General features: G+C 49.6%; 21 protein-coding genes. 12 read left to right on the top strand and 9 right to left on the bottom strand.

From position 1 onward, the window contains the following. Positions 1-169 precede the first annotated feature (169 nt). The 6 genes from GCU39_RS20895 to GCU39_RS20870 all read left to right on the top strand — a co-directional run bounded on the left by GCU39_RS20895 (position 170) and on the right by GCU39_RS20870 (position 5,820). Entirely contained in the window at positions 170-1,291 is a 1,122-nt protein-coding gene (locus tag GCU39_RS20895; RefSeq protein WP_152395288.1) for an ABC transporter substrate-binding protein, read from the top strand. Further along, entirely contained in the window at positions 1,258-2,115 is an 858-nt protein-coding gene (locus GCU39_RS20890) for an ABC transporter permease (protein ID WP_227793287.1), read from the top strand. The genes GCU39_RS20895 and GCU39_RS20890 overlap by 34 nt, the downstream gene beginning before the upstream one ends. Next, positions 2,112-2,960 carry an ABC transporter permease gene (locus GCU39_RS20885; protein WP_152395287.1) on the top strand — a complete coding sequence of 283 codons (849 nt, stop codon included), beginning with the start codon at positions 2,112-2,114 and terminating at the stop codon, positions 2,958-2,960. Before GCU39_RS20890 ends, GCU39_RS20885 begins: the two co-directional genes overlap by 4 nt. Continuing rightward, a complete protein-coding gene (locus tag GCU39_RS20880) occupies positions 2,957-4,000 on the top strand; it encodes an ABC transporter ATP-binding protein (protein WP_152395286.1) in 1,044 nt (347 codons plus the stop codon). The genes GCU39_RS20885 and GCU39_RS20880 overlap by 4 nt, the downstream gene beginning before the upstream one ends. Before the next feature lie 24 nt (positions 4,001-4,024). Continuing rightward, the gene (locus GCU39_RS20875; protein ID WP_152395285.1) at positions 4,025-4,753 is read left to right on the top strand and encodes an MgtC/SapB family protein; all 729 of its coding nucleotides are present in this window, start codon (positions 4,025-4,027) and stop codon (positions 4,751-4,753) included. A 128-nt stretch (positions 4,754-4,881) separates the two neighbouring features. Beyond that, positions 4,882-5,820: a metallophosphoesterase family protein gene (locus tag GCU39_RS20870; RefSeq protein ID WP_152395284.1), complete on the top strand. Its 939-nt coding sequence runs from the start codon at positions 4,882-4,884 to the stop codon at positions 5,818-5,820. 81 nt (positions 5,821-5,901) lie between these two features. On the opposite strand, the gene gnd is transcribed toward GCU39_RS20870, so the two are convergent. The 4 genes from gnd to GCU39_RS20850 form a co-directional block, all read right to left on the bottom strand. Continuing rightward, a complete protein-coding gene (gene gnd / locus GCU39_RS20865; protein WP_152395283.1) occupies positions 5,902-7,305 on the bottom strand; it encodes a decarboxylating NADP(+)-dependent phosphogluconate dehydrogenase in 1,404 nt (467 codons plus the stop codon). 76 nt (positions 7,306-7,381) lie between these two features. Next, on the bottom strand, positions 7,382-8,728 hold the full coding sequence (locus tag GCU39_RS20860) for a GntP family permease (RefSeq protein WP_152395282.1): 1,347 nt from the start codon (positions 8,726-8,728) through the stop codon (positions 7,382-7,384). Between the two features lie 25 nt (positions 8,729-8,753). After that, entirely contained in the window at positions 8,754-10,295 is a 1,542-nt protein-coding gene (gntK, locus tag GCU39_RS20855) for a gluconokinase (protein WP_152395281.1), read from the bottom strand. After that, positions 10,288-11,019 carry a GntR family transcriptional regulator gene (locus GCU39_RS20850; RefSeq protein WP_152395280.1) on the bottom strand — a complete coding sequence of 244 codons (732 nt, stop codon included), beginning with the start codon at positions 11,017-11,019 and terminating at the stop codon, positions 10,288-10,290. Before GCU39_RS20850 ends, gntK begins: the two co-directional genes overlap by 8 nt. A 335-nt stretch (positions 11,020-11,354) precedes the next feature. Between GCU39_RS20850 and GCU39_RS20845 the strand changes: the two genes are divergently transcribed. The 5 genes from GCU39_RS20845 to GCU39_RS20825 are packed head-to-tail and all read left to right on the top strand — an operon-like array spanning position 11,355 to position 16,660. Then, positions 11,355-12,956: a spore germination protein gene (locus tag GCU39_RS20845; protein ID WP_227793286.1), complete on the top strand. Its 1,602-nt coding sequence runs from the start codon at positions 11,355-11,357 to the stop codon at positions 12,954-12,956. Then, a complete protein-coding gene (locus tag GCU39_RS20840) occupies positions 12,953-14,155 on the top strand; it encodes a Ger(x)C family spore germination protein (protein ID WP_152395279.1) in 1,203 nt (400 codons plus the stop codon). Before GCU39_RS20845 ends, GCU39_RS20840 begins: the two co-directional genes overlap by 4 nt. 6 nt (positions 14,156-14,161) lie before the next feature. Then, complete coding sequence (locus GCU39_RS20835; RefSeq protein ID WP_152395278.1) at positions 14,162-14,401, top strand: hypothetical protein; 240 nt, start codon at positions 14,162-14,164, stop codon at positions 14,399-14,401. A gap of 14 nt (positions 14,402-14,415) precedes the next feature. Then, the gene (locus tag GCU39_RS20830) at positions 14,416-15,552 is read left to right on the top strand and encodes a GerAB/ArcD/ProY family transporter (RefSeq protein WP_152395277.1); all 1,137 of its coding nucleotides are present in this window, start codon (positions 14,416-14,418) and stop codon (positions 15,550-15,552) included. Then, entirely contained in the window at positions 15,521-16,660 is a 1,140-nt protein-coding gene (locus tag GCU39_RS20825; protein WP_152395276.1) for a GerAB/ArcD/ProY family transporter, read from the top strand. Before GCU39_RS20830 ends, GCU39_RS20825 begins: the two co-directional genes overlap by 32 nt. Positions 16,661-16,733: 73 nt before the next feature. Here GCU39_RS20825 and GCU39_RS20820 read toward each other — a convergent pair whose 3' ends face one another. After that, the gene (locus GCU39_RS20820) at positions 16,734-18,944 is read right to left on the bottom strand and encodes a GH92 family glycosyl hydrolase (protein ID WP_152395275.1); all 2,211 of its coding nucleotides are present in this window, start codon (positions 18,942-18,944) and stop codon (positions 16,734-16,736) included. Positions 18,945-19,100: 156 nt separating this feature from the next. Here GCU39_RS20820 and GCU39_RS20815 point away from each other — a divergent pair, with 156 nt between their 5' ends. Beyond that, positions 19,101-19,970: an AraC family transcriptional regulator gene (locus tag GCU39_RS20815; RefSeq protein WP_152395274.1), complete on the top strand. Its 870-nt coding sequence runs from the start codon at positions 19,101-19,103 to the stop codon at positions 19,968-19,970. 29 nt (positions 19,971-19,999) lie between these two features. Here the strand turns inward: GCU39_RS20815 and GCU39_RS20810 are convergent, their stop codons facing one another. From GCU39_RS20810 to GCU39_RS20795, 4 genes are all read right to left on the bottom strand, one after another. After that, the gene (locus GCU39_RS20810) at positions 20,000-20,836 is read right to left on the bottom strand and encodes a carbohydrate ABC transporter permease (protein WP_152395273.1); all 837 of its coding nucleotides are present in this window, start codon (positions 20,834-20,836) and stop codon (positions 20,000-20,002) included. A gap of 15 nt (positions 20,837-20,851) precedes the next feature. Further along, positions 20,852-21,790 carry a carbohydrate ABC transporter permease gene (locus tag GCU39_RS20805; RefSeq protein WP_152395272.1) on the bottom strand — a complete coding sequence of 313 codons (939 nt, stop codon included), beginning with the start codon at positions 21,788-21,790 and terminating at the stop codon, positions 20,852-20,854. A 68-nt stretch (positions 21,791-21,858) separates the two neighbouring features. Continuing rightward, positions 21,859-23,160, bottom strand: a complete 1,302-nt coding sequence (locus GCU39_RS20800; protein ID WP_227793285.1) for an ABC transporter substrate-binding protein — start codon at positions 23,158-23,160, stop codon at positions 21,859-21,861. A gap of 186 nt (positions 23,161-23,346) precedes the next feature. Continuing rightward, on the bottom strand, positions 23,347-24,468 hold the full coding sequence (locus GCU39_RS20795; protein WP_152395271.1) for a GntR family transcriptional regulator: 1,122 nt from the start codon (positions 24,466-24,468) through the stop codon (positions 23,347-23,349). Between the last annotated feature and the right edge of the window lie 288 nt (positions 24,469-24,756).

The raw sequence follows: 24,756 nt of genomic DNA, 5'->3' as shown, positions 1-24,756 counted from the left end.
ACCTGTTTTATATGAAATTCATGAATATTGAAGAACAAGCACGCTTATAGTGAAGTATGTCTTTGCATACGAGAGTCGCAGCACCTGATCTAGTTACCGCTCTGATTCCGGGATTCACGGAATTGGGTTGTATAGATGTAATCCTAGCGATATGGGGAGAGGTGGACGTATGAAGTCTTGGAGAGGCATCAGGTTCTTCAGTATTCTTGCACTTGCAGCGGCGCTAACGAGCATGACTTTACTCGCAGCTTGTTCATCAGGTACGAAGACGGGGGATGATTCGGGTTCGAACGGAAACGAAGGCAAGACGCTAACGCTGCAAGAGCTGGTACCGCTCGCGCAGAAGGAAGGGAAGTTAGCCAGCGTAGGGATGCCGGACTCTTGGGCGAACTGGAAAGGGACATGGGACGACTTGCTCAGCAAATACAAAATTGAGCACACGGATACCGACATGTCCAGCGCGGAAGAGTTAGCCAAATTCGAGACGGAGAAAGGAAATCCACCCGATATTGGCGACGTTGGCATTGCCTTTGGTCCGGTCGCGGAAGAAAAAGGACTGACGCTCAAATACAAAACGGAATTCTGGGATGAAGTCCCGGCATGGGCGAAGGATGATGACGGAGACTGGATGGTGGGGTATACCGGGACCATCTCCTTCCTCTGCAACAAGACATTGGTCGATAAATGCCCGACGAGCTGGGCCGATCTGAAGGAAGGCAATTACAAGGTTGCGCTCGGTGATGTGGGCAAAGCAGCGCAAGCACAGCATGTCGTGCTCGCCGCAGCGATGGCGTTCGGCGGAGATGTGACCAACTTGAAGCCAGGGCTCGATTACTTTGCGGATCTGGCATCGAAGGATCGTATCTCCAAGGTGGATGCAACCGTGCCGAACATTCAGAAGGGCGAGATCCAAGTGGTTACGTTATGGGATTTCAACTCTTTGGGGTATCGAGACCAGATCGACCCGAGCAAATTTGAGATTCATATTCCAAAAGAGGGCAGCGTCACGAGCGGTTATGCCTCCGTCATTAATAAAAATGCGAAAAATCCGAATGCGGCGATGCTGGCGCGGGCATATATTTTTAGCGATGAAGGTCAGATTAATCTAGCCAAAGGCTATGCGCGTCCGATCCGTTCCAGCGTGAAGCTGCCGGATGACGTCGCCTCCAAATTGATTAGCAGCGATGAATATGCGAACGCCAAACCGATCAGCGATTTCAAGGCTTGGGAGAAATCGATTAAGGAGCTGCCGCAATTATGGCTAGAACAGGTCCAATCCAAAATAAAATAATGCTGCTCGTCTGTCTTCCGTTATTGATTTGGATTGCCGCGTTCGAATTGCTGCCGATTGCCGGCATGCTCGTGATGAGTTTCCAAGATGATAGCGGCCAAGGGTTCTCCCTTGGCCAATACATAAGAACCTTCACGAGCGATATCTATTTGCAGGCGATATGGAATAGCTTGAAGGTGGCGCTCATCTCGAGCGTTGTCGGGATCATCATTGCTTTGGTGTGCGGGTATGCTATTACCCGACTCTCTGAAGGGTTTCGCGATCGGATGCTCATGGTATCCAACATGATAACGAACTTCGTCGGGGTGCCGCTTGCCTTCGCTTATATGATCATGCTTGGCAATAACGGGGCATTTACCCTGCTATTTCAGAAGCTGGGATTGGAATCACTCTCGAAGTTCGATCTCTATACTGAGAACGGGCTTCTCTTGCTATACATCTACTACCAAATCCCGCTCGCGATTCTGCTCGTCTATCCGATCTTCCACGGCATTCGCGAGGAGTGGAAGGAAGCGTCGGCGCTGCTCGGCGCATCCGCATGGCGGTTCTGGCGGCACATCGGGATCCCGATGATGCTTCCTAGCATTCTAGGGACATTCAGTATTCTGATTGCGAATGCGTTAGGCGCGTATGCGACGGCGTATGCCTTGACCGGCAGTAATTTCAATCTGCTGTCGATTCGAATCGCTGCTCTTGTATCGGGTGATATCTTCCCGAACTTTCAGCTCGGCAGTGCGCTGGCGGTTATTCTCGCGATCATCATGCTGCTCGCGATGTTCCTCAATGAGTGGATGACACGGTATTCGAGGAGGAGAGGCTTATGAGAGACTCTTCGAAGCCGGCGGTTCGCAGGAAGGAAGCAGGACCTACGATCATCATTGCTGTACTTTTACTCTATCTATTTCTGCCGATCGTGGCGACGTTTCTCTTCTCTATTGCGAAGGATTGGCAATCTAGCATTTTGCCGACGAGTTATACGCTGTCGTGGTATGGGCAGATCTTCAGCGATCCGAGATTTCTGTTCGCTGTATTGCGAACGCTGCTCGTTGGCGTGCTGACCGTTACCTTAGGTCTTGCGGTAATGGTGCCGGTGATTTTCGTCCTTGCCGTGTATTTTCCGAAGTGGGAGAAACTGCTTCAGATTTCCGTGCTGCTGCCGTTTGCTTTTCCGCCCGTTGTGGCAGCGATTGGACTGATCAAGCTCTATTCCGGCGGTCCGGTCCCGTTAACCGGTACGATATGGATTCTGATCGCGGTCTATTTTATTCTCATTCAGCCGTTCATCTATCAGAGCGTGCGAAGCAGCCTGCGGACGATTCATGCGAAGGATTTGATGGAGGCGGCAGAAGTGCTAGGATCAGGGAGGATGAATGCGTTCCTGCGGATTATTCTTCCAAATATATGGTCGGGGACGCTCGTTGCCTGCCTCTTATCCTTCTCGATGGTATTCGGGGAGTTCGTCATGGGGCGGATGCTCGTCGGCGGCGAGTTCGAGACCGTTCAGCAATATTTGTATAACGCGATGAAGGTGTCCGGTCCTTCGGCGAGTGCGGTTGTCGTGACGTATTTCTTGTTTATTTTCTTGATCTCAGGCATCGTGCTCAAGCTGGGCAAGCGGAAGCCAAAAGGTTATCTCGCACATCCGAAACCGGGGGGAGAGGATCAATGAGCTATATTCATATTGAAGCGGTGCGTAAGACGTATGAAGGGCAGATCGTACTGAAGGATATTGATTTTACGATTGAGGAGGGCGAGTTCCTCACGATGCTGGGTCCTTCCGGCTGCGGTAAAAGTACGCTGCTCCGCGCCATTGCGGGTCTGATCCCGATCGACTCGGGCGCGATCATGGTGGGCGGACGCAATATTACCCCGTTATCGCCAAAGGAGCGACAGGTCGGGATGGTATTCCAATCGTATGCGTTATTTCCGAATATGTCCGTCTTCGAGAACATTGCCTTTGGGCTCAAAATGGAGAAGATGACGAAGCGTGACTATACCCCTCTCGTGGAAGAGATGATTGAATTAATCGATTTGCGCGGCAAAGAAAATCAATACCCCGCGCAATTATCCGGCGGTCAGCAGCAGCGGGTTGCCCTCGCTCGCGCACTTGTGAAACGACCGAAGGTGCTGCTGCTGGATGAGCCGCTGAGCGCGCTCGATGCCAAGATCCGCAGGCATCTGAGGCACCAAATTCGCGATATCCAGCGCAAGCTGAAGATGACGACGATCTTCGTGACGCATGACCAAGAAGAGGCGCTGACCATCTCAGATCGCATCGTCGTTATGAATAACGGCGTGATGGAGCAGCAGGGCAGTCCAGCTGAGATCTATACGGCGCCGGCGACGGAGTTCGTCGCGAAGTTCATTGGCAGCTATAACGTATGGCGCAAGGAGGAGCTCAGGAAGGATCTGCTCGAGCGGATGCCATCCGGGGAGCTGTATGCAGTGCGTCCAGAATCGATTCGTATCATGTCTGCACCGAAGGAAGAAGACATTCCCTTCGACGGATCATGGATACGGCTTGGTGAAGGAAAGGTTGAACGAAGTATGATTCTTGGCAATGTGATGCGGTATTTTATTCGTGTGCAGGCCATGCAAGTGATTGTGGATCGACTGCATGATCATGACACGCGGCGATTTGGGGAAGGTGCGAATGTAGAGCTTTTCATGCCTGCGGAGGATTGCCGTGTGTTGAATGCGTTAGCATGATGATGGTTAAGAGGGAGATGCCGGGTGAACACAACATATGATCCAATGATTTGGCACATTAGCAATCTAGAGATGACCATACGATTATTGCTGGCCTTATTACTTGGCGGCTTGATCGGATTGGAACGGGAGCTTGGCGGCCATTCGGCGGGTTTTCGAACGCATATTCTAGTCTGTCTCGGTTCTGCTGCAATCGCATTATTGTCGATGTATGGCTTCGCAGCATTCTCGGTCGATCCGAATGTTCGTCTCGATCCCGCACGACTGGCTGCCCAAGTCATCAGCGGGATCGGATTTCTTGGTGCAGGGACAATATTACGGACGGGGCTGACGATCTCGGGACTTACAACAGCAGCTTCGCTATGGGTGGTGGCAGCAATCGGGTTGTCAGCTGGCGCGGGGTTCTATTACGGAGCAGGGATTCTAACGCTGCTCGTCGTCGTCAGCTTGTTCTTCTTGAATAAGATGGAGAAGCGTTTCTCGCGGGCCAAGGCGACAAGGCAATTGGTCTTGAAAATGGCTCGCGGCTCGTCGAGTCTGAATCAAGTTGTGGATTACTTGAGTGATCGGGGAATTCAGATGAATAAGCTGGTCGTAGAGAAAGAAGAAGGGGAAGCAGCGGAGCACGAGGGTGTACTGATCGTCAGACTTCATCTGAAGCTTAAGCGCGAGAATCGATATGAGGAGGTGGTTGTGACTCTTGCAGGGATGGAAGGTATATATGGACTTGAGACCGTAGGAGATTCCCTCTAATAGAGGTTGTTCAAAAAGCTGAAATGCCGACTTTTTGAACGATCTAATACGGCTCACAAGTCTTTTGGTGGAATGGACAAGCGCTTAGACGCATGATCACAATATGAGGACAGAGGAGATATGGGGAAATGACAACATTACAATTTCGTGAGGATCGTACATTCAAAATCGTTCAATTTACAGACATTCATATTCAGCGGCGTGACGCAAAGGATGAGCAGACCTGTGCGTTGATCGGCCAAATCGTCGATGCGGAGCAGCCAGATCTGGTCGTCTTTACAGGCGATGTCATTGAAGCGCACCACTGTGGAGATCACCAGCTAGAATCGTTCCAGATGGCTGTCCAAGTCGTCGAAGAGCGTCAAGTGCCATGGACAGTCGTGTTCGGGAATCATGATACCGAAGTCAACATTACACGGGAACAACTGATGGCGCATGCCATGAAGAATCCGAACTGCCTCGCTGTTCCAGGTCCTGCATCGATCGCCGGCGTCGGCAATTATTGTCTGGAAGTCTTGAATGCGCAAGGTACTCCTGCAGCGCTGCTCTACCATTTGGATTCCGGGAGCGTATCGACCGTCGCTCATGTCGATGGATACGGCTGGATCGATCGGAGCCAGATTGCTTGGTATGAGCAGGAATCCCGGGCCTATACCGCAAAGAACGGGGGTACGCCACTACCAGCCCTTGCATTCTTCCACATTCCGCTGCAAGAATACGTTACGGCATGGGAGCAAGGCGACACGGTGGGTGATCGGTTCGAACAGGTCTGCTGCCCTCGAATCAATACCGGATTGTTCGCTGCGATGGTAGAGATGGGGGATGTCATGGGCACCTTCGTCGGCCATGATCATACGAATGATTATATTAGCACATTGCACCGGATTCAGCTCTGCTACGGCCGTAAGACAGGATATAACAGCTACAGCCGGGAAGGGTTCTTGAAAGGTGCGCGCGTGATCCAGCTTGAGGAAGGCAGTCGCGAATTCAAGACATGGATGCGCCTCGAAGACGGATCGGTTATTGTGCAGGAGGCGACAACCGAAGTTCAGAAAACGCTTGGTTAACGAATAAGAAGACAAGAAAAAGCGGCCTTCGTCCTAAATTCCAAAGGACGGAGGCCGCATTTTTTGGCTGCAATGAGAGAATCATTGCCAGTCTGTGTGATAGACGCCTGGCTGATCGTTTCGTTCATACGTATGAGCACCGAAATAATCACGCTGCGCTTGCAGAAGGTTCGCATTCGACATGCCGGTTCGATAACTATCGAAATAAGTTAGTGATGCGCTTAAACATGGCAGCGCAACGCCGGAACGCATCCCCTCGCAGACGATTTCACGCAATGCTTCTTGGTATGCCGTTACCTTCTCGGCGAAGTATGGCGAAATTAATAAATTGGCAAGATCTGTTTGTGCCTCATAAGCTTCACTGATAACATTTAAAAATTCTGCACGAATGATGCATCCGCCGCGGAAAATGAGCGCAATATCCTTCAAAGGCAAATCCCACCCGTAAAGTTCAGAAGTCATTTTGTATTGCGTAAACCCTTGCGCGTACGCACAAACTTTACCCATATATAATGCTTGTTTAACGTAGTTAATCCACAAGGTTTTATCTAAATGCATCTGATCCATGTTAGGACTTGCTAAGATACTCTCCGCAATCACACGTTCTTCTTTTAATGATGAGATATACCGTGCATACAAAGATTCTGTAATAATAGAAGTCGGGATCCCATTATCAATCGCTTGGATACTCGTCCATTTGCCCGTGCCTTTTTGACCTGCTTTATCCAGAATCACATCGATTAGCGGCAAGCCCGTTAAGGCATCCTGTTTTCTTAGAATTTCTGCTGTAATTTCGATTAAATAGCTTTTGAGTTCCCCTTGATTCCATGTTTCGAAAATATCAGCGACTTCACTCACCGACAGCCCTAACCTTTCTCTTAAAAAGGCGTAAGCTTCAGCGATTAACTGCATATCCGCGTATTCGATCCCATTGTGGACCATTTTTACAAAATGTCCTGCTCCTCTCGGACCGATATAAACGCAGCAAGGATCGCCATTCACTTGAGCCGCTATTTTTGTAAGAATGGGCGCGACTTTATCGTATACGTCTCGATCCCCGCCTGGCATAATCGAAGGCCCTAGAAGAGCACCAACTTCTCCACCGGATATGCCGATCCCCAAATAACCGATTCCCTTGGGGCGTAATTCATCGTATCTGCGTTCCGTATCTTGATAATGGGAATTGCCGCCGTCCATAATGATGTCGCCGGACTCGAGAAAAGGTAATAATGAAGCAATGATGGAATCGATTGGCTTGCCAGCCGTCACCATAAGAAAGATTTTTCTTGGCTTTTCTAGGGATTGTACAAAATCTTGTATTTCGTAATAGGGATTGATCGTTAAAGCATCCATTTTTTCGACCAGTTTATCGGTTAAATCTCTTGTGTAGTTATAGACAGCAACGTATTCCCCTTTACTCGCCATGTTCAAAGCGATATTACTGCCCATGACTCCCAAACCAATGACGCCAATTGTGTTCAACATATGTTTGCACCTTATTTCTTAAAATAATGGGCAGTAGAAACTTGGCCGAAGCTGAATTTCTACTGCCTGGAGAGAGTTATACAAATAAGCTTAGCAATAAAATAAATCCTAGTCCGGATACGGAAATAATTGTCTCAAGCAAAGTCCATGTCGCAAATGTCTCTTTCATGCTTAACCCGAAATATTCTTTGAACATCCAGAAACCGGCATCGTTTACGTGTGAAGCAATGAGACTGCCAGCTCCGGTTGCAAGGACGACGAGAGCTAGATTAACGTCAGATGCCCCTAACATTGGAAGTACTAAACCGGTCGTTGTTAACGCAGCAACCGTAGCAGAACCTAAGGAAATACGTAAGATGGCAGCGATGATCCAAGCCAACAAAATCGGCGATAAGGAAGTACCTTGGAAGATTTGGGCTACATAGTCGCCAACGCCGCCATTAATCAACACTTGTTTGAAGGCTCCGCCTCCACCGATGATTAAGAGCATCATACCGATATGAGAAATCGCTGTTGTACATGACTCCATGACGGTTTTGATTGGAATCTTTCTTGCCAATCCCATCGTATAAATGGCCACTAATAACGAAATCAGCATGGCCACATCCGCATCCCCGATGAACCGGATCGCTGCGAGTAATCCGTTATCGTTAAATCCTATTGTTTTTTGCAGCAAAGTAATGATCGTAGCGATTGACATTAAGATAACAGGCAGTAGAGCGGTAAATACACTGATGCCAAAACCAGGTGTGTCCTCAAGTTTAAATTCTTTCTGTTCGCCTAACGAGCTAATATTCCCGGTTTTTGTGAATGCGTTCGGCATGAGCTTTTTGGAAATCTTCGTAAATACAGGTCCGGCCAAAATGACCGTTGGGATGGCAATAATAAAGCCATACAGCAGTACGTGGCCAAGGTTTGCGCCAAGTTCACCAGCAATCGCGGTCGGTCCCGGATGAGGAGGTAAAAATCCGTGCGTTACGGATAAAGCTGCGGCCATTGGAATCCCGAGATACAAGATCGAAACCTTCAATTCTCTTGAAATGGCGAATATAATTGGGATTAATAATACTAATCCAACTTCAAAAAATAAGGCAACACCGATAATAAACGAGGCAGTCACGACAGCCCACTGAATGTTCTTCTCACCGAATTTGTTCACAAGCGTCATAGCAATACGCTGTGCGCCCCCGGAATCGGAGAGCAGCTTGCCTAACATGGCCCCAAGACCGAATATGAGTGCTAAATGGCCCAGTGTTCCACCTAAGCCCGCTTCAATGGTCTTAACGATATCTCCCATCGGCATGCCAAGGGCTAGAGCGACTCCGAACGATACAATGATTAAAGAAATGAAGGTATTTAATTTCAAGACCATGATTAATCCAAGTAATGCTAGAATCCCAATTGCTACAATGACTAATGGCATCGTTATATCCCCTTATTGTTTATTCTTAGTTGTCTTTGATTAAGTTTCTTTGATAATTGGTGATTCGCGTGTAATCGTCTTCTAATACTCTGGATAGGCTGATAAAAATCGGCAGTAATTGTCTATACTCTTTTGCTGCTGCTTCTTTTGGTGTGTGTTTGTAGGTACTGCCAATCATTTTATTAACGATATCAAAAGAGTCGATTTTCCCTGTGGCATAGAGTCCTAATATACATGCCCCTAGACAAGAGCTTTCATAACTTTTGGGAACTACGACTTCAGATTCGAAAATATCGGACATCATTTGCCGCCACACATCAGATCTTGCGAAGCCTCCCGTTGCTTGAATCCGAGTCACAGGACCGTCCATGCATTCTGTTAATGCAAGGAACACGGTATATAGATTATAAATAACGCCTTCTAAGGCAGCCCGAATCATATGCTCTTTTTTATGTGATAAGGTTAAGCCGAAGAAGGAGCCGCGTACGTTCGGATTCCATAGTGGGGCACGTTCTCCTGCGAGATAGGGGTGGAACAGCAATCCGTCTGCCCCTGGTCTCACACGTTCAGCGATTTTCGTTAATACATCGTAGGGATCAATTCCTAGTCTTTTTGCCGTCTCAACTTCGGAGGAGGCAAGTTCATCGCGAATCCAGCGAAGGACCATCCCTCCATTGTTGACCGGTCCGCCAATAACCCAATGCTTATCCGTTAATGCATAACAGAATATTCTTCCTTTTTTATCCGTTTGCGGCTTGTCGATGACGGTGCGAATGGCCCCGCTTGTCCCAATGGTGACTGCAATCTCGCCTTTTCCGATGGCATTTACGCCTAGATTAGAGAGCACGCCGTCACTCGCCCCAATGACAAAGGGGGTTTGTGGATCGATCCCCATCTGTTGAGCTAGAGCTGGATTGCAGCCGCGATAGATTTGGGTGGTTGGTACGAGCTTAGATAATTGAGCAGCGGTTATGCCAGCGATCTCTAGAGCTTCCGCATCCCATTCCAGTGAATTCAGATTCATCATCCCCATCGATGAAGCGAGGGAATGATCGACGACATACTGATCGAACAATTTTTTGAAGATATATTCTTTGATTCCGATATACTTTGTGGCTTTCGCAGCAATCTCAGGACGGTCATTCACGATCCATGTGATTTTGCTTAACGGCGACATGGGGTGAATGGGCGTTCCTGTCCGTCTATACACTTCATGGCCATTCCGTTTATTTTTAATGTAATGCGCCCATGCTTCACTGCGGTTATCCGCCCAGGTGATGCATGGTGTCAGCGGATGATCATTCTCATCCATGGCAATGACGCTGTGCATGGCGCTGCTAAATGAAATAAACGACGGTTGTTTATCGGGTTGATGTGTTGTAATATTTGAAATCGTTTGCAATACGGCTTGAAAAATCTGTTCCGGATCTTGTTCCGCTGTGGAGATATCCGGTGTGTGAAGCGGATAACCGATATTCTCCGTTTGAATGACTTCGCCTTGATCGGTGAATAATACCGCTTTGGTACTTGTTGTGCCGATATCTACGCCTAACATATAGCTACTCATGGTCTGGTTCTACTCCTTTAGATAACATTTGCTGCGACATCCAGAGGTCATCGACTTTTCCTTGGACATCATCAAAGTTCTGATGTAGGGACTTAATCATGAGCGCCCGATCTTTGGCTTCGATGGCTTGGATATAAAGTTCATGATTATTGATAATCCGCGCCAAGTCTTCGTACTTTTCCTTAAAGCGTGTACGCATCGATAATAGAATGAAGCTTTCCATGACAGGCTTTAAATTATGCCAAATCATGAGGACGTAGGAATGGTGAATAGAACGGATAATCGTCTCATGGAATAAAACATCTTGATAAGAAAACTCATCCGCGTCTTCATATTTAATGGCGATTTTCATCATTTCCATAATTTTATTCAATTCTTTGACCAACTCATTCGTATCCAGGTTCGCGAGCCGCTCAAAGACAAACGTTTCTATGAGTAATCGGACATCATATATTTCTTTGATTTCTTTTTCGGTTAAGCCAATGACAACGGCACCCATTCTTTCCAAGCGAATAATATTTTCAGAAGCCAGTACTTTTAAGGCATCGCGAACAGGAGATCGGCTTACGGAGAAGTCGGCGGCCAATTTATTTTCGGACAAAATGGTACCGCTTTCGATCTTACCTGAAATAATGCGCATCCGAAGTTCGCTTGCAACACGATCGCCCGTCGAAGCTTTTGAAAGCCATTTTTCGGGATAGATAAATTCCTTAGAATCCGTCATAATTTCACCTTCTTTTTACTATCAAGTATACTTGTATACAAGTATACCCTTAATTTGTGTTTATGCAAGCGTTTTTATTTACCAAAACCGACCATTAATATGTTATTCGTCCTGTGCAGCAACCGCGAGCGCATGAAATGGTTGTTAAATACATTTGCTAACCTGAGCGAAAATCCAATCCTAAGAAGCCCTGGAGCCTTGAGCACCAGGGCTTCTTGCTGTATATCATGAAATCTGTTGAAAAGTATGAAAGTATAAGACTGGAAATGATGGAACAAAATAACCTAACAAGCTATGACAAAAGCGACATGAAGCGTTGGAGGAGAATGGTGCAGATGAGCGATCAGCAAGAACCAACGGATAACGAACAGTCGAAATCGCAAACCGAAGATCTGATTACATCATCCTTATCGCAGAACGTCGAACGGATGAAGCGTACATTCGGCAGCAGCACCGATTTGGTCATCCGCGAAATGGGGCTTGGACCGAATCATGATGTCCTTGTCGCCATCGTATATTTGGACGGTCTTGTCGATTCACTCGCAGTTCATCAGCTGCTAGATTCGATCGTTGACCATGTGAACCAACGGGTAGCGATCAATATCCGCTTCGAAGGAGCAAGTGTGGAAGAGCTGCGGAATTCTTTTGCCATTACCGTTGGTGGGGTTAGCACGGAGTCGGATTGGTCGAAAATGATCTCTCAAATGCTGTCCGGGAACACGGTGGTCATGATTGACGGATATCAACATGCGCTGTCGGTCAGTACGATAGGCTGGGAACATCGGAATGTCAGTGAGCCGGTGTCCCAGTCGGTTATTCGGGGACCGCAGGACGCCTTCACCGAAGTGATTCGGACGAATACGGCACTCATTCGCCGTCGGGTGAAGAATCCGAACCTATGGCTCGAGACGAAAGAAATCGGCCGGATGACGAAGACCGACGTTGCTATTATGTTCATAAAGGGGTTAGCGCCGGAAGAGATCGTCGATGAGGTTCGTCATCGGATAGACCAGATCGATATCGACGGTGTGCTGGAAGGTAACTATATTGAAGAGTTCATTCAGGATACGACTTGGACGGTATTCCCGATGGTGAACAATACGGAGCGTCCAGATATCGTGGCAGCTGCGCTGCTGGAAGGCCGGATCGCAATTCTGGTCGACGGTACACCGTTCGTGCTGCTCGTCCCGGCGCTGTTCACCCAGTTCCTGCAGTCACCTGAAGATTATTATCATAGCACGGACTTCGGCTTCGTGCGGATGCTGCGCTTCGTCGCTGTATTCATCTCGCTGCTGGCTCCGGCATTCTATATCGCGTTAACGACCTATCATCAGGAAATGATCCCGACGGTGCTGCTGATCAGCATTGCCGCGCAACGTGAAGGCGTTCCGTTTCCGGCCTTTGTCGAAGCGACAATGATGGAGCTAACCTTCGAACTGCTGCGTGAAGCGGGAATCCGCATGCCGAGAGCCATCGGATCGGCGATTTCTATCGTGGGCGCGCTCGTCCTAGGACAAGCGGCGGTCGATGCGGGCATTATCTCGCCGGCGATGGTCATTATCGTGGCGATTACCGCCATTAGCGGCTTTATCTCCCCGAGCATCGAGTTCAGCTATTCGATCCGGTTGATTCGCTTCATTTTTATGGCGTTAGCCGCGACTTTCGGGATCTTCGGCATGTTGGTCGGTTTTATTGGTCTGGTGCTTCACCTCTGTCACTTAAGTTCCTTCAACATCCCGTACATGTCCCCGATCGCGCCATTCAACGCTGGGGATCAGCGAGATACGTTCGTCCGTGTACCATGGTGGGCCATGCTGACACGAGCGAATCTATTCCCGCTGCGGAATAAGAAACGTCAGCAGGTGATGGATCGCCCATGGTTCGTAGAGTCGAAGCTGAAGCCTAATCCAGAAGGAAATGGAGGTGAAGGTGGATGATCCGGCGGGTCGCTCTGGTATTGTGTCTGCTGCTGTTATGCAGTTCCATGACGGGGTGTTGGAGCCGCAGGGAACTGAATGAATTATCGCTAACGATGGGGATTGGTCTCGATAAGAGAGGCAATCGATACACCTTATCCGTCGAAGTCATTAATCCGGAAGCGATGGCGCAGAAAGGAAGTACCGGTTCCGCTGTTGGTATTTACCGGGAAGAGGGGAGGTCGATTCTCGAATGTCTGCGCAGGCTGACGACACGGGTTCCGCGCTATCTGTACATGGCACATTTGCGCATCATGGTCATTGGGGAAGAGCTGGCTAGGGAGGGCATCTCGAATGTGCTCGATTTCTTCATGCGCGACAATGATCTGCGGCCTGATTTCTATGTCATTGTGGCGAAGAATGATGAGGCAAGCGATATTCTGCAATATCCAACGCAGCTGGAGCGGATTCCTGCGAATAAGTTGTACAATTCCCTGGAGAACTCTGGGAAGCAATGGTCTCCTGCGGAGGGAATTCACCTCGATGAGCTGGTCTCGAATCTGACGAGCCATGGCTCGTACAATGCTGTTCTTCCAGGCATTGAAGTATCTCCGAATTTGCCGTTGAAGGCAGGACTTGCGAATGAAGCGAATCTTGCCGCACAGTCCCTGAAATATTCAGGGCTCGGCGTATTCCAGGGCGACAAGCTGATCGGATGGCTCAATGAGGATGAGAGCCGAGCCGCCAACTATCTCCGCAAACGCGTGAAGCATTCCCTTGGCCAAGTGAAGTGCGGACCGGAAGGCGACGGTGTTGTCTCCATCAAGACGGATTATAACCGCGTGAAGATGCGGGCGAAGCTCATTCAAGGTAAGCCGCATATCACCATTCATCTGGATCTGGAGGGCACCATTGGTGAAGTGCAGTGCGGGATTAATCTGCTGCGCGTGTCGGAGATTCAGAAGATCGAAGACGAAGCCGAGCGGGGTGTGAATGAGTTACTCCTGGACAGTGTGCGGAATGTGCAGAAAAAATATAAATCCGATATATTCGGCTTTGGTCAAGTCTTCCACCGTCAGCAGCAGCACTATTGGAATCGCGTGAAGAAGGATTGGGTAACCATCTTTCCGACGGTTGGCGTTGAGGTCAAGACGACACTGAAGATTAAAGGCACCGAGACAGAAAACAATACATTTATTTGGGACATGAAAAAGGAGTGACGGTGTATGAGGTGGCTGACTGCAATCTTGATCGTAGCGGCGGGATCCGGTTTGGGAATCCTGGAGATTCTGCCCTTGCTGCGCAGGAACATGAGGCGGGAAGCGTGGATTTACGGCATCGTATTGGGCGTTGGCGTGGGTTTAAGCGTCATGACGGTGCTCAAAATCAATTATCCGAACCCGTATACCGTATTGGAATGGATGTTCCGTCCGCTTAGCGATATCATATTTGGCCCAGCAACTTGAATGGAAGGACGCTTATGGAGACAAGAGTGAAGCTTCAACCGTACCAATGGATGATCATGGTAACCTTCTTCACCGTGGGAAGCGGTACACTCGTCATCCCATCGGGGATTGCGATGCTGTCAAGACAGGATGCTTGGATATCTGCTCTGTTAGGTTTATTTCTAGGCTACCTGATTAACATGGTACATCTTGCGGCAGTAAGAAACTGTACGAATCTAACTTGGGTTGAACTTAATCGGAAGCTGCTTGGCAAGTGGGCCGGCTCCATCGTATCTTGGGTCTATGTCATTACGGCGCTAGGCGGAGGTGCCGTGCTGCTCCTCAGCTTCCTAGGTGAGTTCATCGCCACATCGGTGCTGGTAGGGACGCCTAAGTCGGTTGTTCAGCTGCTGTTCATATTGATCGTAGCGATGGCGTTGAGGCACGGATTACGGACCATTGCCTATTCGACGGAGGTGCTGTTCCCCATCGTGATCTTTATTTATGTCATCATGGTTGGCCTTTCGATTCCGAATATGGAACTGGAGTATATTCTGCCGATCTTCGAATCCGACATGAGTTCGATTTTGCGGAGCACGTTTATTTATTTAAGCTTCTCCGCGCTGCCGCGCATATTCCTGCTGATATTATTCCCGTCGGCCATAGAATCTCCTAAGGGGTATCGAGCATATGTGACAGGCTGCATCCTGGGGAGTCTTCTTCTCATTCTATTGATTGCAACTTGTCTGCTCGTCTTGGGTCCGGATGTTACGGCACGAAAGAACTATCCCAGCTACTTCCTTGCTCGTAAAATATCGGTGGGGCATTTCTTAACTCGCATTGAAGTGTTCATGGCTGCCATCTGGTTGATTGCATTGTTCTACAAGCTGGTACTGTATGTCTATGTAGGCATGCAGGAAATCGCTCAATTACTGCGTATTAGAAATCCGAAAATATTAACGTATCCGATCTTGTCCCTCATGATCCCTCTATCGTATGCAACAACGGCAACATCCCATAAGTTAATGATACTGGATATGCGGGTATGGCCTGTTTTCATTGCGATCATAGGCTTAATCGTGCCCTTGCTGCTGTGGATCGTATCTTGGGTTCACAAGTGGAGTGGAAAGGAGAGAAGTGATGAGTCGCGATCATCGAGCGAACAGCATTAACGATCGACAATTGATGATCCTTATGGTGTTCTTTACGGTAGGCAGCGCCATTCTGGTCGTTCCTAGCCCGCTGACCGCCATTGCTGGGCATGATGCATGGATTGCTTCGCTGATGGGGCTGCTCTTTAGCTTTGGGATCATGTATCTGTACAGCATGCTCGGCAGACGCTATCCGAATCTGAACTTCATTCAGATGAACCAGAAGCTGCTTGGCCCGTGGCTTGGCTCGATCTTCTCTTGGGCCTATGTCCTCAATGCATTGCTGATTGGCGTGACCGGCTTGATGTATTATGCGAGTGATTTTCTCACCCGAGAAATTCTTGTAGGGACACCGCCGTATGCGATTAATCTGCTGCTGAGCGTCGTCATTGCGATGGGAGGGAGGCTGGGCCTTCGAACGTTCAGCTATACGGCAGAAGTGCTGTTCCCGTTGTTCATCCTCTTCTTCGTGGTGCTTATCTTATTCTCGACGCCCAGCATGGAGATCGAACGGATCCTCCCGATTATCGATACGGGAGGCAGGACTTTGGTGCAGGGCGCGGTATTCAATGTGTGTTATTCTACGTGTCCCGTCGTATTCGTCTTAATGCTGTATCCGGCTTCAATGAAACGTTCGGACGGATCATCGAATCGGTTAGGTCTGTGGATGGGTAACATCATCGGTGGCTTGATTCTGTTCGGCATCATTATGGCGAGCGTACTGGTGCTCGATCCCGAATTGATCGCCAGGCAGTTGTTCCCCAGCTATACGCTGGCGAAGCATATTAATGTGGGACGTGTCATCACTCGCATTGAGGTGCTGATGGCCGCCATTTGGCTCATCGCAGTCTATTTCAAGCTGATGATGTATTTCTATGCCGGGATGATCGGGCTTGCACAGCTCTTGCGAATCAAACATGCGGGGATGCTTACCTATCCATTGGTATCCATCATTCTTCCGTTATCTTTGGTCATTTATCCGAACCTGTTCTTCCGCGAGTCGTTTGACTTGCGTGTGTGGCCTATTCTGGCTGTGCTGATGGGGGTGGGGCAGCCTTTGATGCTCGTCATCGTCAGCAGCATTCGGAGATGGTACACGCAGCGTCATCAGCCGCTTGAATCGAAATAAGCCCTCGTACCATGACAAATGGGTACGCAGGGCTTATTCAGCATCATCGTCCTATTCCAGGACAGTGATATTCTTATTTTTTCGACATGGCATAAGGAAGCTTATCTAGATCGCTAACTTCCGCAGGTGCTTGGTTGCTCATCTCGAAGGCGATTACGCCGCCATTCGCGAGCTCTTCATGCGTAAGATAGAGCTTCGAGACGGATTCGCCGTTCAGTTGAACACCCGATACATATTTGTGGTCCGCCGTATTGTTCGCAGCTTCGATTACGATTTCTTTGCCGCTCTCCAGATGAACAGTCATCTTCTTGAAGTAAGGTGTACCTAGCACATATTCAGGAACCCCTGGGCTGAGTGGATAGAAGCCCATTGCGCCGAATACATACCACGCGCATAGACTGCCGTTATCTTCATCGCCTGGCAAGCCGTCAGGGCGGGAACTGAATAATTCATCCATCGTCCGGCGAACCCAGTGCTGCGTTAGCGCAGGATAGCCGAGTGCGGTATAAATGTACGGGAAGTGGAAGCTCGGCTGGTTGCTGATCGCGAATTGTCCGAAGTCGACGTTCGCCATTTCCGACATCTCGTGGATCTCGAACCCGTAGGAACCGATCTTGAATTCTGGTTCTGCCGCGAACAGCGCATCCAGACGTTCTTTGGCTGCTTCGCGTCCGCCCATGCAATCCGCGAGCCCTAGCAGGTCATGCTGCACCGCCCAGCTGCTCTGATAAGCGCCGCCTTCGGTATACGGTCCGCCCCACATGGTTGGGTCGAATGGTTCAAGCCAGCTGCCATCCTGCAGCTTGCCGCGCATGAAGCCGACAGTTGGATCGTAGAGATGCCTGTACTGTTCAGCACGTTTCATGAGCTGTGTGTACTCTTCCTCACGTCCCAGATGCTTGGCGATTTGCGCGATACAGAAGTCGCCGTAGACGTAGTCCAGTGTATTGCATACGCTCTCGTGCGTGTGAATATCGGCAGGCATATATTCGAATTTCAAATATTCGCCCATGCCTTTGCGTCCATAACGATGGTCCTTCGATACGGTTGTTGCATGCTTGTGAAGCCCTTCGAATGCGGTCTCGACATCGAATCCGGTATTGCCTTTGACGATCGCATCGGCGAAGGAGACGTCGATTAGCGTACCTGGCATCATGCTGCGTTCGCCCGGTGACGCCCACTTCGGCATCCAGCCAGTTTCTTTGTAAGCATTGACCCAGCCTTGCATCATCTCATTCACGAAGGATGGATACAGCAAGTTATATAGAGGGAAGGATGTCCGGTAGGTGTCCCAGAAGCCGATGTCGGCATAGAGCGGACCCTGCTCAATCTTGCCGTTGTACGGGCTGAAGTGAACCTGCTCGCCGTCTGCGGTATATTCGTGAATCGCATGCGGGAACAGGGATGTCCGATATAGGCTCGTGTAGAAGGTCTTCAACTTGTCTTCATCGTCACTCTCGACCTCAATGACGCCGAGCTGCTTCTCCCAAATCGCTGTTGCCGCTTGGCGGATAGCTTCGAATGACTGCGTGCCAATCTCGCGATCGAGGTTCGTGAAGGCTTGCTCCTGGCTGATAAAGGATGTGCTGAAGCTTGCTTCGACGATGCCGTCTGACGGAAGCTCGAAGCTTACGTATGCGCCTAGACGTTCGCCCGTACCGCTAAGATCCGAGTTGGTGTTATGCTGCGCATCGAATAATCCGCTGTGTTCCCCGTTGATCGCACAGTTGAAGCGGATCGCGAAATACATCCGGTAGTTCTCCGGCGTACCGCCTGCTTTGGCAGTTGTATAGCCTGTCAACGTGTTGCTCGTCGAGTCGATCTTCATCGCAGACTCGCCTGGGAATGGCGCTAGAATGAACCGGGCTTCATCACGGCGTTTATACGTTAAGCGAATGCTCGCACAACGTGTTGTCGGCGCAAGCTCCATCGTCGTCTGATAGCGCAGCAGATGAATCTTCATGTAGTCTGGACGCACGATGAAGTCCTTCTTGCGGAAGGAAGACGAACGGTCGTGGCCCGAAGTCTTCAGAGGGCCTGTCTGCGGGATGAAGGTCATATGACCGTAGTCGCCAATCCATGGACTTGGTTGGTGCGTCAAGCGGAAGCCTTCTGTGCGGTTATGGTTCGGGCTGAACCACCAGCCGCCGCCAGCTTCGGAGGTCTGAAGCGCCCAAGCGTTCATCGCGAAGGGCAATGAGGTAAGCGGCAGCGTGTTGCCGTTCGAATATGGGTAGATGGAATCGGTCCCTTGCAGGGGATTCACATAGTCAATGTATTTCATTAGATCACTCCTTGGATGATATCTATCAAGATATATACTCATTGTAGTGAATCAACCCGGTTGACCGCCTATCAATATTTTAGAATATCTATCACTATTCATGCTAAAATAGGGTGAGTTGATCATTCCTATTCTGCTCAGAAAGAGGCATTTCATATGTTTCCGTACTATTTGCAAGGCGACGATGAAGTTCATGGCGATTTCCCTTTTACCTTAAAAATTCACCATCTTGATACGCACATCCCACCGCATGTCCACCAGTTCGTCGAATTCACTTACGTGATTCAAGGACGAGGCGTGGAGATCATCGATGGCGTCAGCAAAGAGCTGGTACCAGGCACGTTCTCGCTCCTATTCCCGCATCAAGTCCACGAAATCGAGATCGATCCGGGCGAAGAGCTGTACCTGTATGTTGGTGCAATCGGCTTAAAGGCTTTCTTCGGCGGCGATACGCTGTTCGATCTGCATCGTCTGCTGCGGGGCGCCGAGTTCGACGCGAGCACGACCTACCGGCTCGATGACGAGACGGCTGCCGAGGTCAGGCTGTTATTCGATCAAATGTACGCAGAATACCAAGCGGAGCAGACATGGAACCGCGTCATGTTCATCGCGAAGCTCGTTCAAGTCTTCGTGTTGTTCAACCGATATCGTCAGCGGTACATTTCGCCGAGTCAGGCCAATCTGCAAGAGGTTGCCCTCTCCAAGGGAATGCGGGAGATCATCTCGTACGTATATCTTCATTTCAAAGAAGATATTACGCTCGAGATGTTAGCGAAGAAATTCAACTACAGCGTCTCGTACATCAGCGCCTCCTTCAAGCAGTTGGCCGGAGAGAACTATTACGCTATTCTCGAGCGTATCCGTATCGCCCATGCCTGCAACCTGCTCGTCAGCACGACGCTCAAAATTACAGATGTCGCGTATGAAGCGGGCTTTAAGTCATATTCCACCTTCGCGCGTGTATTCCAGGCCCGGATGAACATGTCACCGACGATGTATCGCAAGAATAAAGGCATTGCGCTGTAGCAGCCAATGCCTGACGAAGATTTATGATGTTAACCTTTGATCCCGCTAAACGTAATGCCACGAATGAATGTCTTCTGAAGGAAGAAGAACAGGACGATGATCGGCAGCGTCATGAGCGTGGAGACCGCCATAAGCATGCCCCACTCGGAGCCTTTCTGGCTCTGGAATTGCTGCAAGCCCAGCGAGACGGTATACGATATTTCGTTGGTCAGATAGAGCAGGGGACCCATGAAATCCGTCCAACTCGCCATGAATTGGAATAGCGCGACTGAGAGGACGGCGGATTTGGCCAGCGGAAACATGATCTGCAGATAAATGCGGAATTCACTAGCACCGTCCAACCTGGCCGCTTCGCGCAGCGCATCCGGCAGCCCGAGGAAGAATTGGCGCATCAGGAAGATATAGATCGGCACCCCGAAGAACTGTGGAATAATGAGCGGGAGCGGTGTTCCAACCCATCCTAATTTCGTAAACAGCAAGAACAGCGGGATGAGCGTGACTTGGCTCGGAATCATCATGACCGCAAGTGTAATGAAGAAGAGCGTGCCTCGGCCGCGCCATTCAAGCTTGGCGAAGCTGTAGGCTACGATCGGACAAGACACGATCACGCCGAGCGTGCTGAAGATGGTAATGACGGCCGTATTCCTAAGGAACGTCCAGAACGGAATGTATTCGATGGCCCGCGAGTAGTTGCTCCATAAGAACGGCTTCGGGATCCATTCGGGCGGAAAGCTGAATATCTGCGTTAGCGGCTTCAGCGAGGTCGATAGCAGCCAGATGAACGGTATGATAAAGAACGCGGATGCGGCAATCAGGCATACATAAGCCAGTGTACGGTTGATCGTTTTGACAGCGGCAGGATTCATCCCCATTTTTCCTCCTTATTTCCCTTGATAATGAACCCAACGTTTGGACGTGACGAAGATCAGCGCCGTTAGGGCCATGACGATCACGAATAAGATCCAGGCCATCGCGGAAGCGTAGCCCATTTTGAAATAGCGGAATCCATTCTCATATAAATACATGACATAGAATGTCATCGAATTCGATGGCGTGCCTTGCCCTTTGGTAAGCGTATAAGGCAGGGTGAACTGCTGAAATGCGCCAATTGTCCCCATCACGAGATTGTAGAAAATGACGGGCGTCAGCAGCGGAAGGGTCACGGCCCTTGTCTTCTGGAACCAGCTGGCGCCGTCGATGGCAGCCGCTTCGTAGTATTCCTCCGAGATGTCGCCTAATCCCGCCAGGTAAATGACAACGGCTTGCCCAATTCCCCATAACGACATGAGGATGAGCGAAGGCTTGGACCACGCTTCACCGCCGAGCCAAGGCGGGCCGTCGATCCCGATGCTGGCGAGCATCCCGTTCACGAGTCCGAAGTTCGGATGCAGCAGCCACATCCAGAGCACCGACAACGCAACTTGCGGCACCAAGGTGGGCAGGAAGAAGATCGTGCGGAACATGGCCATTCCTTTGACTTTCATATTCAGCATCATCGCGAGCGATACGCCGACGAAGATACTTAACGGCACGAAGAACACGGCGAAATAGATCGTATTATAGATGGATTTCCAGAATAGCGGGTCATTGAACAACTCGACGTAATTGCTCAAGCCGACGAATTCGCCGGGCTGCAGGATGCTGTACGTCGTGAAGCTGAAATAGATCGACGACAACATGGGGACGGCATAGAAGCAGAGGAGGCCGAGGATCCAAGGGGAAGCGAACAGCCAACCCGTGATGCCTATTCGGCGCAAGGAACGTTTGCGTCTTGTTGCAGGAACTGCGGCTGCCGGCGCGGCACCAGCCAGTTTCTCCATGTACATTCTCCTTTACCAGTCCATCGGGGGAGAGAGGGCCAGGTCGTGCCCTCTGCCGATGGGTCCATTTATTTGTTGTACTTCTCGAGCGCTTTGTTGACAGTCTCCGTGACGCGGTCCAGATTCTCCTTCGGCGTCCCATTGCCGTGCGTCGATTTTTCCGTCGCGGAAGCCAGCTCGTTCCAGAGCAGCTGACCTTCAGGGATCACGGGACGGTTATGCGAATTCGGCAGCACGTTAATGAATTCTTTCATGATCGGATCATCTTTGTACCCGTACTTCACGTTCACCGCATCGATAACAGAGAGGTTGGAGTCTTTATTTACGAGCTCCTGACCTTCCTCTTTGCCGAGGAACTCGAGGAATTTCCACGCGACTTCCGCATTCTTTGCGCCTTTCGGGATGATAATGGAACCGCCGCCGGACCAGGTCGTGAAGTCTTTGCCCGAAGGGGAAGGGATCTGCGTCACGCCGTAATTCAGCTTCGGATTGAATTTTTTAATGCCCTTCACCGCGAAGTTGCCAGTGACCTTCATGCTGATCTGCCCGGAGATGAACGGGTCCATTTCTTCCGTGCCTGCAGCGCTCGTGAACCCCGTGATGTCCTCGACATTGTATTTCTTCCCGAAATCGGTCATCCACTGAAGGGCTTCGACGACTTTCGGATCATTGGCTGTGATCTTGCCTGTTGCAGCGTCCTGGAATTGCCCTCCGAACACCCAGCCCCATGTATAGAGCCAGCCTTGGGAATACCATGGGATGAAGCCGACACGTTTGAACCGTTTGCCTTCCTTGATCGTCAATTTCTCAGCCGCGGATTCGAGCTCTGCAATCGTCTTCGGCGGGTTCTCCGGGTCGAGTCCCACTTCTTTAAAGTGATCTTTGTTGTAGAACAAGAGGCGGGCATCGGTATCGAGCGGAATGGCGTACAGCTTGCCTTGATAACTGGATTCGTCCCAAGCGAACGGGTAATACATCTCCTTGCGGATACCTGATTTCTCTGCCATGTCGGATAAGTCGGTCAATGAACCTTGCGCTGCCCAGGTTCCAACTTTGAAACGGTCGAAGAGGGCTGCATCAGGCGGATTGCCGCCGGCGACAGCTGTGAGCAGCTTCTGGTCTGATCCTTCGCTGGACTCGGTATAGACTAATTTGATTTTGACGGTCGGATTTTTCTCCTCGAATACTTTGACGACGTTGTTCATGTTGTCCAGATCGATCGAAGTCAGGCCGTGCCATAATGTGACGGTCGTAACGCCTGGTTCGTCGGCATTCCCTGTGCCTGTACTCGTCCCGCAAGCGGTTACAAAAAGCGATGCAGTGAGAAGATTGACTAACGTGAGCATTGCTGTTTTCCATGTTTTTTTCATTCATTAACCCCCTAAAGTTTGGAATGCTAAACTGTCAGATGATGTAAATGAATACAATGTTATACTGAGTATATTATTATGTCATTATATAACATGTCAATTGTGAAATTGCGACATAAAAAAAATGCCGAAAAGTCAAATTGACTTGTTCGACACGTTGGAATTAGCGTGCTGTAGGAACGATTTTCAATGGGTTCGTTTGATCATGCGGTGGGCAACGATTCGTTGCTCTGGAACGTCGGTACCATCGATTTGCGAGATCAGCATATCGACGGCCACTTCGCCCATCTGCTGTTCGTCCTGCTGAATATGGGTAAAGATTGTGCGCCCAAGATGATCATCCATGGCGTCAAAACATACAATTTCGTATTCATCCAGCGGATAGCCCAGGGCATAGATAACTTGGGCCAGCAGCGTAGCAACGAGGAACTCCGAGACGACGAAAGCCTTCACATAAGGGTGCTGCGCCAGGAAACGCTTCAGGTTCTCTTCATCATGTTCTCTCGCTGTGTGATCCGCGGCGGGAAGCGTGCTCTTGAAATTTTTCAAGATATAATCCTCATTCAAATCCATGCCTTCCTGGGTGAAGGCGAGCGTATACCCGAGCAATCGTTCCTCTAGCGTTGTTGTGTTCTCTTCGGGTGGGGACAAGAAGGCGATTTTTTTATGCCCTTGGTTGATCAAGTGAAGTGTGAGGTCGGTGGCGGCCTTTTGATTGTCCGTGTAGATTGAGCAGACCGGAATCCCTTTTAAATAGCGGTCGACGAGCACGATTGGGAATTGGTCCAGCACAAGCCGAAGCAGATCGGGGTTATAATGTTCGCCGTGAATCGGTGTCATGAGCAGCCCTTTGACACCCAGGCTGACGAAGAGCTGGATGGCACGTTTTTCTTCTTCCCGGTCGCCGGAGGTGCGTTTGACAATGAGCTCGTATTGATAGGCTGCGGTCTGTCGCTCAATCGCACGAAGCAGCTTCAAGCCGAATTCATCCGAGAAGTTAGGAATGATAAACCCAATCAGCCGTCTTTCCTCCTCCGAGGCGTGTGCGACTTTGATCTCTGCAGCATAGTGCTTCGGTTCCTGCCTCCCGGTAAGCTGATCAGTGACAAAGGAGCCCTTGCCTTGGATTCGCTTAATAATCCCGGTATCAGCCAGCTTCTCTAACGCTTTTTTGGACGTGATCCGACTGACCCCGAATTGTTCAGCCAAATCTTTTTCCGAAGATACGCGATCTCCTTCATTCAAGCGGCCATCCTTAATCTCTTGAATGATATAGTGATAAATTTGTTCATATAAATGCGCTTCCACTTCATCACCCTAATATCGTATTAATGTTGATATACTAAGTATATGATATAAAAGTGAATAATCAACAATATTCCGTGCGAAATCATGGATCTATTCCGAAATGTCAATAAATGTTGAACAATTTCGTCTGTATATGCCGTTCCGGAGACGGAGTAGGGATTCCGAATCATCGAATTATACGACTTTCTTTAGTTTGTACACGAAATCTATAGTTTGTCGACTTTTGTAAGCGTATTATTTTGTATAATCTTAAGAAGTATTCAGGATTTACCAATTGAACCGCTTGAA

The sequence above is a fragment of the Paenibacillus guangzhouensis genome (assembly GCF_009363075.1).
Classification (GTDB): Bacteria; Bacillota; Bacilli; order Paenibacillales; family Paenibacillaceae; genus Paenibacillus_K; species Paenibacillus_K guangzhouensis.
The sequence above is the reverse complement of the archived record's forward strand: the minus strand, read 5'-3'. Positions and strand labels throughout refer to the sequence as shown.

What these genes read in the sequence shown, in the direction of transcription:
- GCU39_RS20895 (WP_152395288.1), top strand. Translation starts at nt 170, where the DNA reads ATGAAGTCTTGGAGAGGCATCAGGTTCTTCAGTATTCTTGCACTTGCA.
- GCU39_RS20890 (WP_227793287.1), top strand. Translation starts at nt 1,258, where the DNA reads ATGGCTAGAACAGGTCCAATCCAAAATAAAATAATGCTGCTCGTCTGT.
- GCU39_RS20885 (WP_152395287.1), top strand. Translation starts at nt 2,112, where the DNA reads ATGAGAGACTCTTCGAAGCCGGCGGTTCGCAGGAAGGAAGCAGGACCT.
- GCU39_RS20880 (WP_152395286.1), top strand. Translation starts at nt 2,957, where the DNA reads ATGAGCTATATTCATATTGAAGCGGTGCGTAAGACGTATGAAGGGCAG.
- GCU39_RS20870 (WP_152395284.1), top strand. Translation starts at nt 4,882, where the DNA reads ATGACAACATTACAATTTCGTGAGGATCGTACATTCAAAATCGTTCAA.
- gnd (WP_152395283.1), bottom strand. Translation starts at nt 7,305, where the DNA reads ATGTTGAACACAATTGGCGTCATTGGTTTGGGAGTCATGGGCAGTAAT.
- GCU39_RS20860 (WP_152395282.1), bottom strand. Translation starts at nt 8,728, where the DNA reads ATGCCATTAGTCATTGTAGCAATTGGGATTCTAGCATTACTTGGATTA.
- gntK (WP_152395281.1), bottom strand. Translation starts at nt 10,295, where the DNA reads ATGAGTAGCTATATGTTAGGCGTAGATATCGGCACAACAAGTACCAAA.
- GCU39_RS20850 (WP_152395280.1), bottom strand. Translation starts at nt 11,019, where the DNA reads ATGACGGATTCTAAGGAATTTATCTATCCCGAAAAATGGCTTTCAAAA.
- GCU39_RS20845 (WP_227793286.1), top strand. Translation starts at nt 11,355, where the DNA reads ATGAGCGATCAGCAAGAACCAACGGATAACGAACAGTCGAAATCGCAA.
- GCU39_RS20840 (WP_152395279.1), top strand. Translation starts at nt 12,953, where the DNA reads ATGATCCGGCGGGTCGCTCTGGTATTGTGTCTGCTGCTGTTATGCAGT.
- GCU39_RS20835 (WP_152395278.1), top strand. Translation starts at nt 14,162, where the DNA reads ATGAGGTGGCTGACTGCAATCTTGATCGTAGCGGCGGGATCCGGTTTG.
- GCU39_RS20830 (WP_152395277.1), top strand. Translation starts at nt 14,416, where the DNA reads ATGGAGACAAGAGTGAAGCTTCAACCGTACCAATGGATGATCATGGTA.
- GCU39_RS20825 (WP_152395276.1), top strand. Translation starts at nt 15,521, where the DNA reads ATGAGTCGCGATCATCGAGCGAACAGCATTAACGATCGACAATTGATG.
- GCU39_RS20820 (WP_152395275.1), bottom strand. Translation starts at nt 18,944, where the DNA reads ATGAAATACATTGACTATGTGAATCCCCTGCAAGGGACCGATTCCATC.
- GCU39_RS20815 (WP_152395274.1), top strand. Translation starts at nt 19,101, where the DNA reads ATGTTTCCGTACTATTTGCAAGGCGACGATGAAGTTCATGGCGATTTC.
- GCU39_RS20810 (WP_152395273.1), bottom strand. Translation starts at nt 20,836, where the DNA reads ATGAATCCTGCCGCTGTCAAAACGATCAACCGTACACTGGCTTATGTA.
- GCU39_RS20805 (WP_152395272.1), bottom strand. Translation starts at nt 21,790, where the DNA reads ATGGAGAAACTGGCTGGTGCCGCGCCGGCAGCCGCAGTTCCTGCAACA.
- GCU39_RS20800 (WP_227793285.1), bottom strand. Translation starts at nt 23,160, where the DNA reads ATGAAAAAAACATGGAAAACAGCAATGCTCACGTTAGTCAATCTTCTC.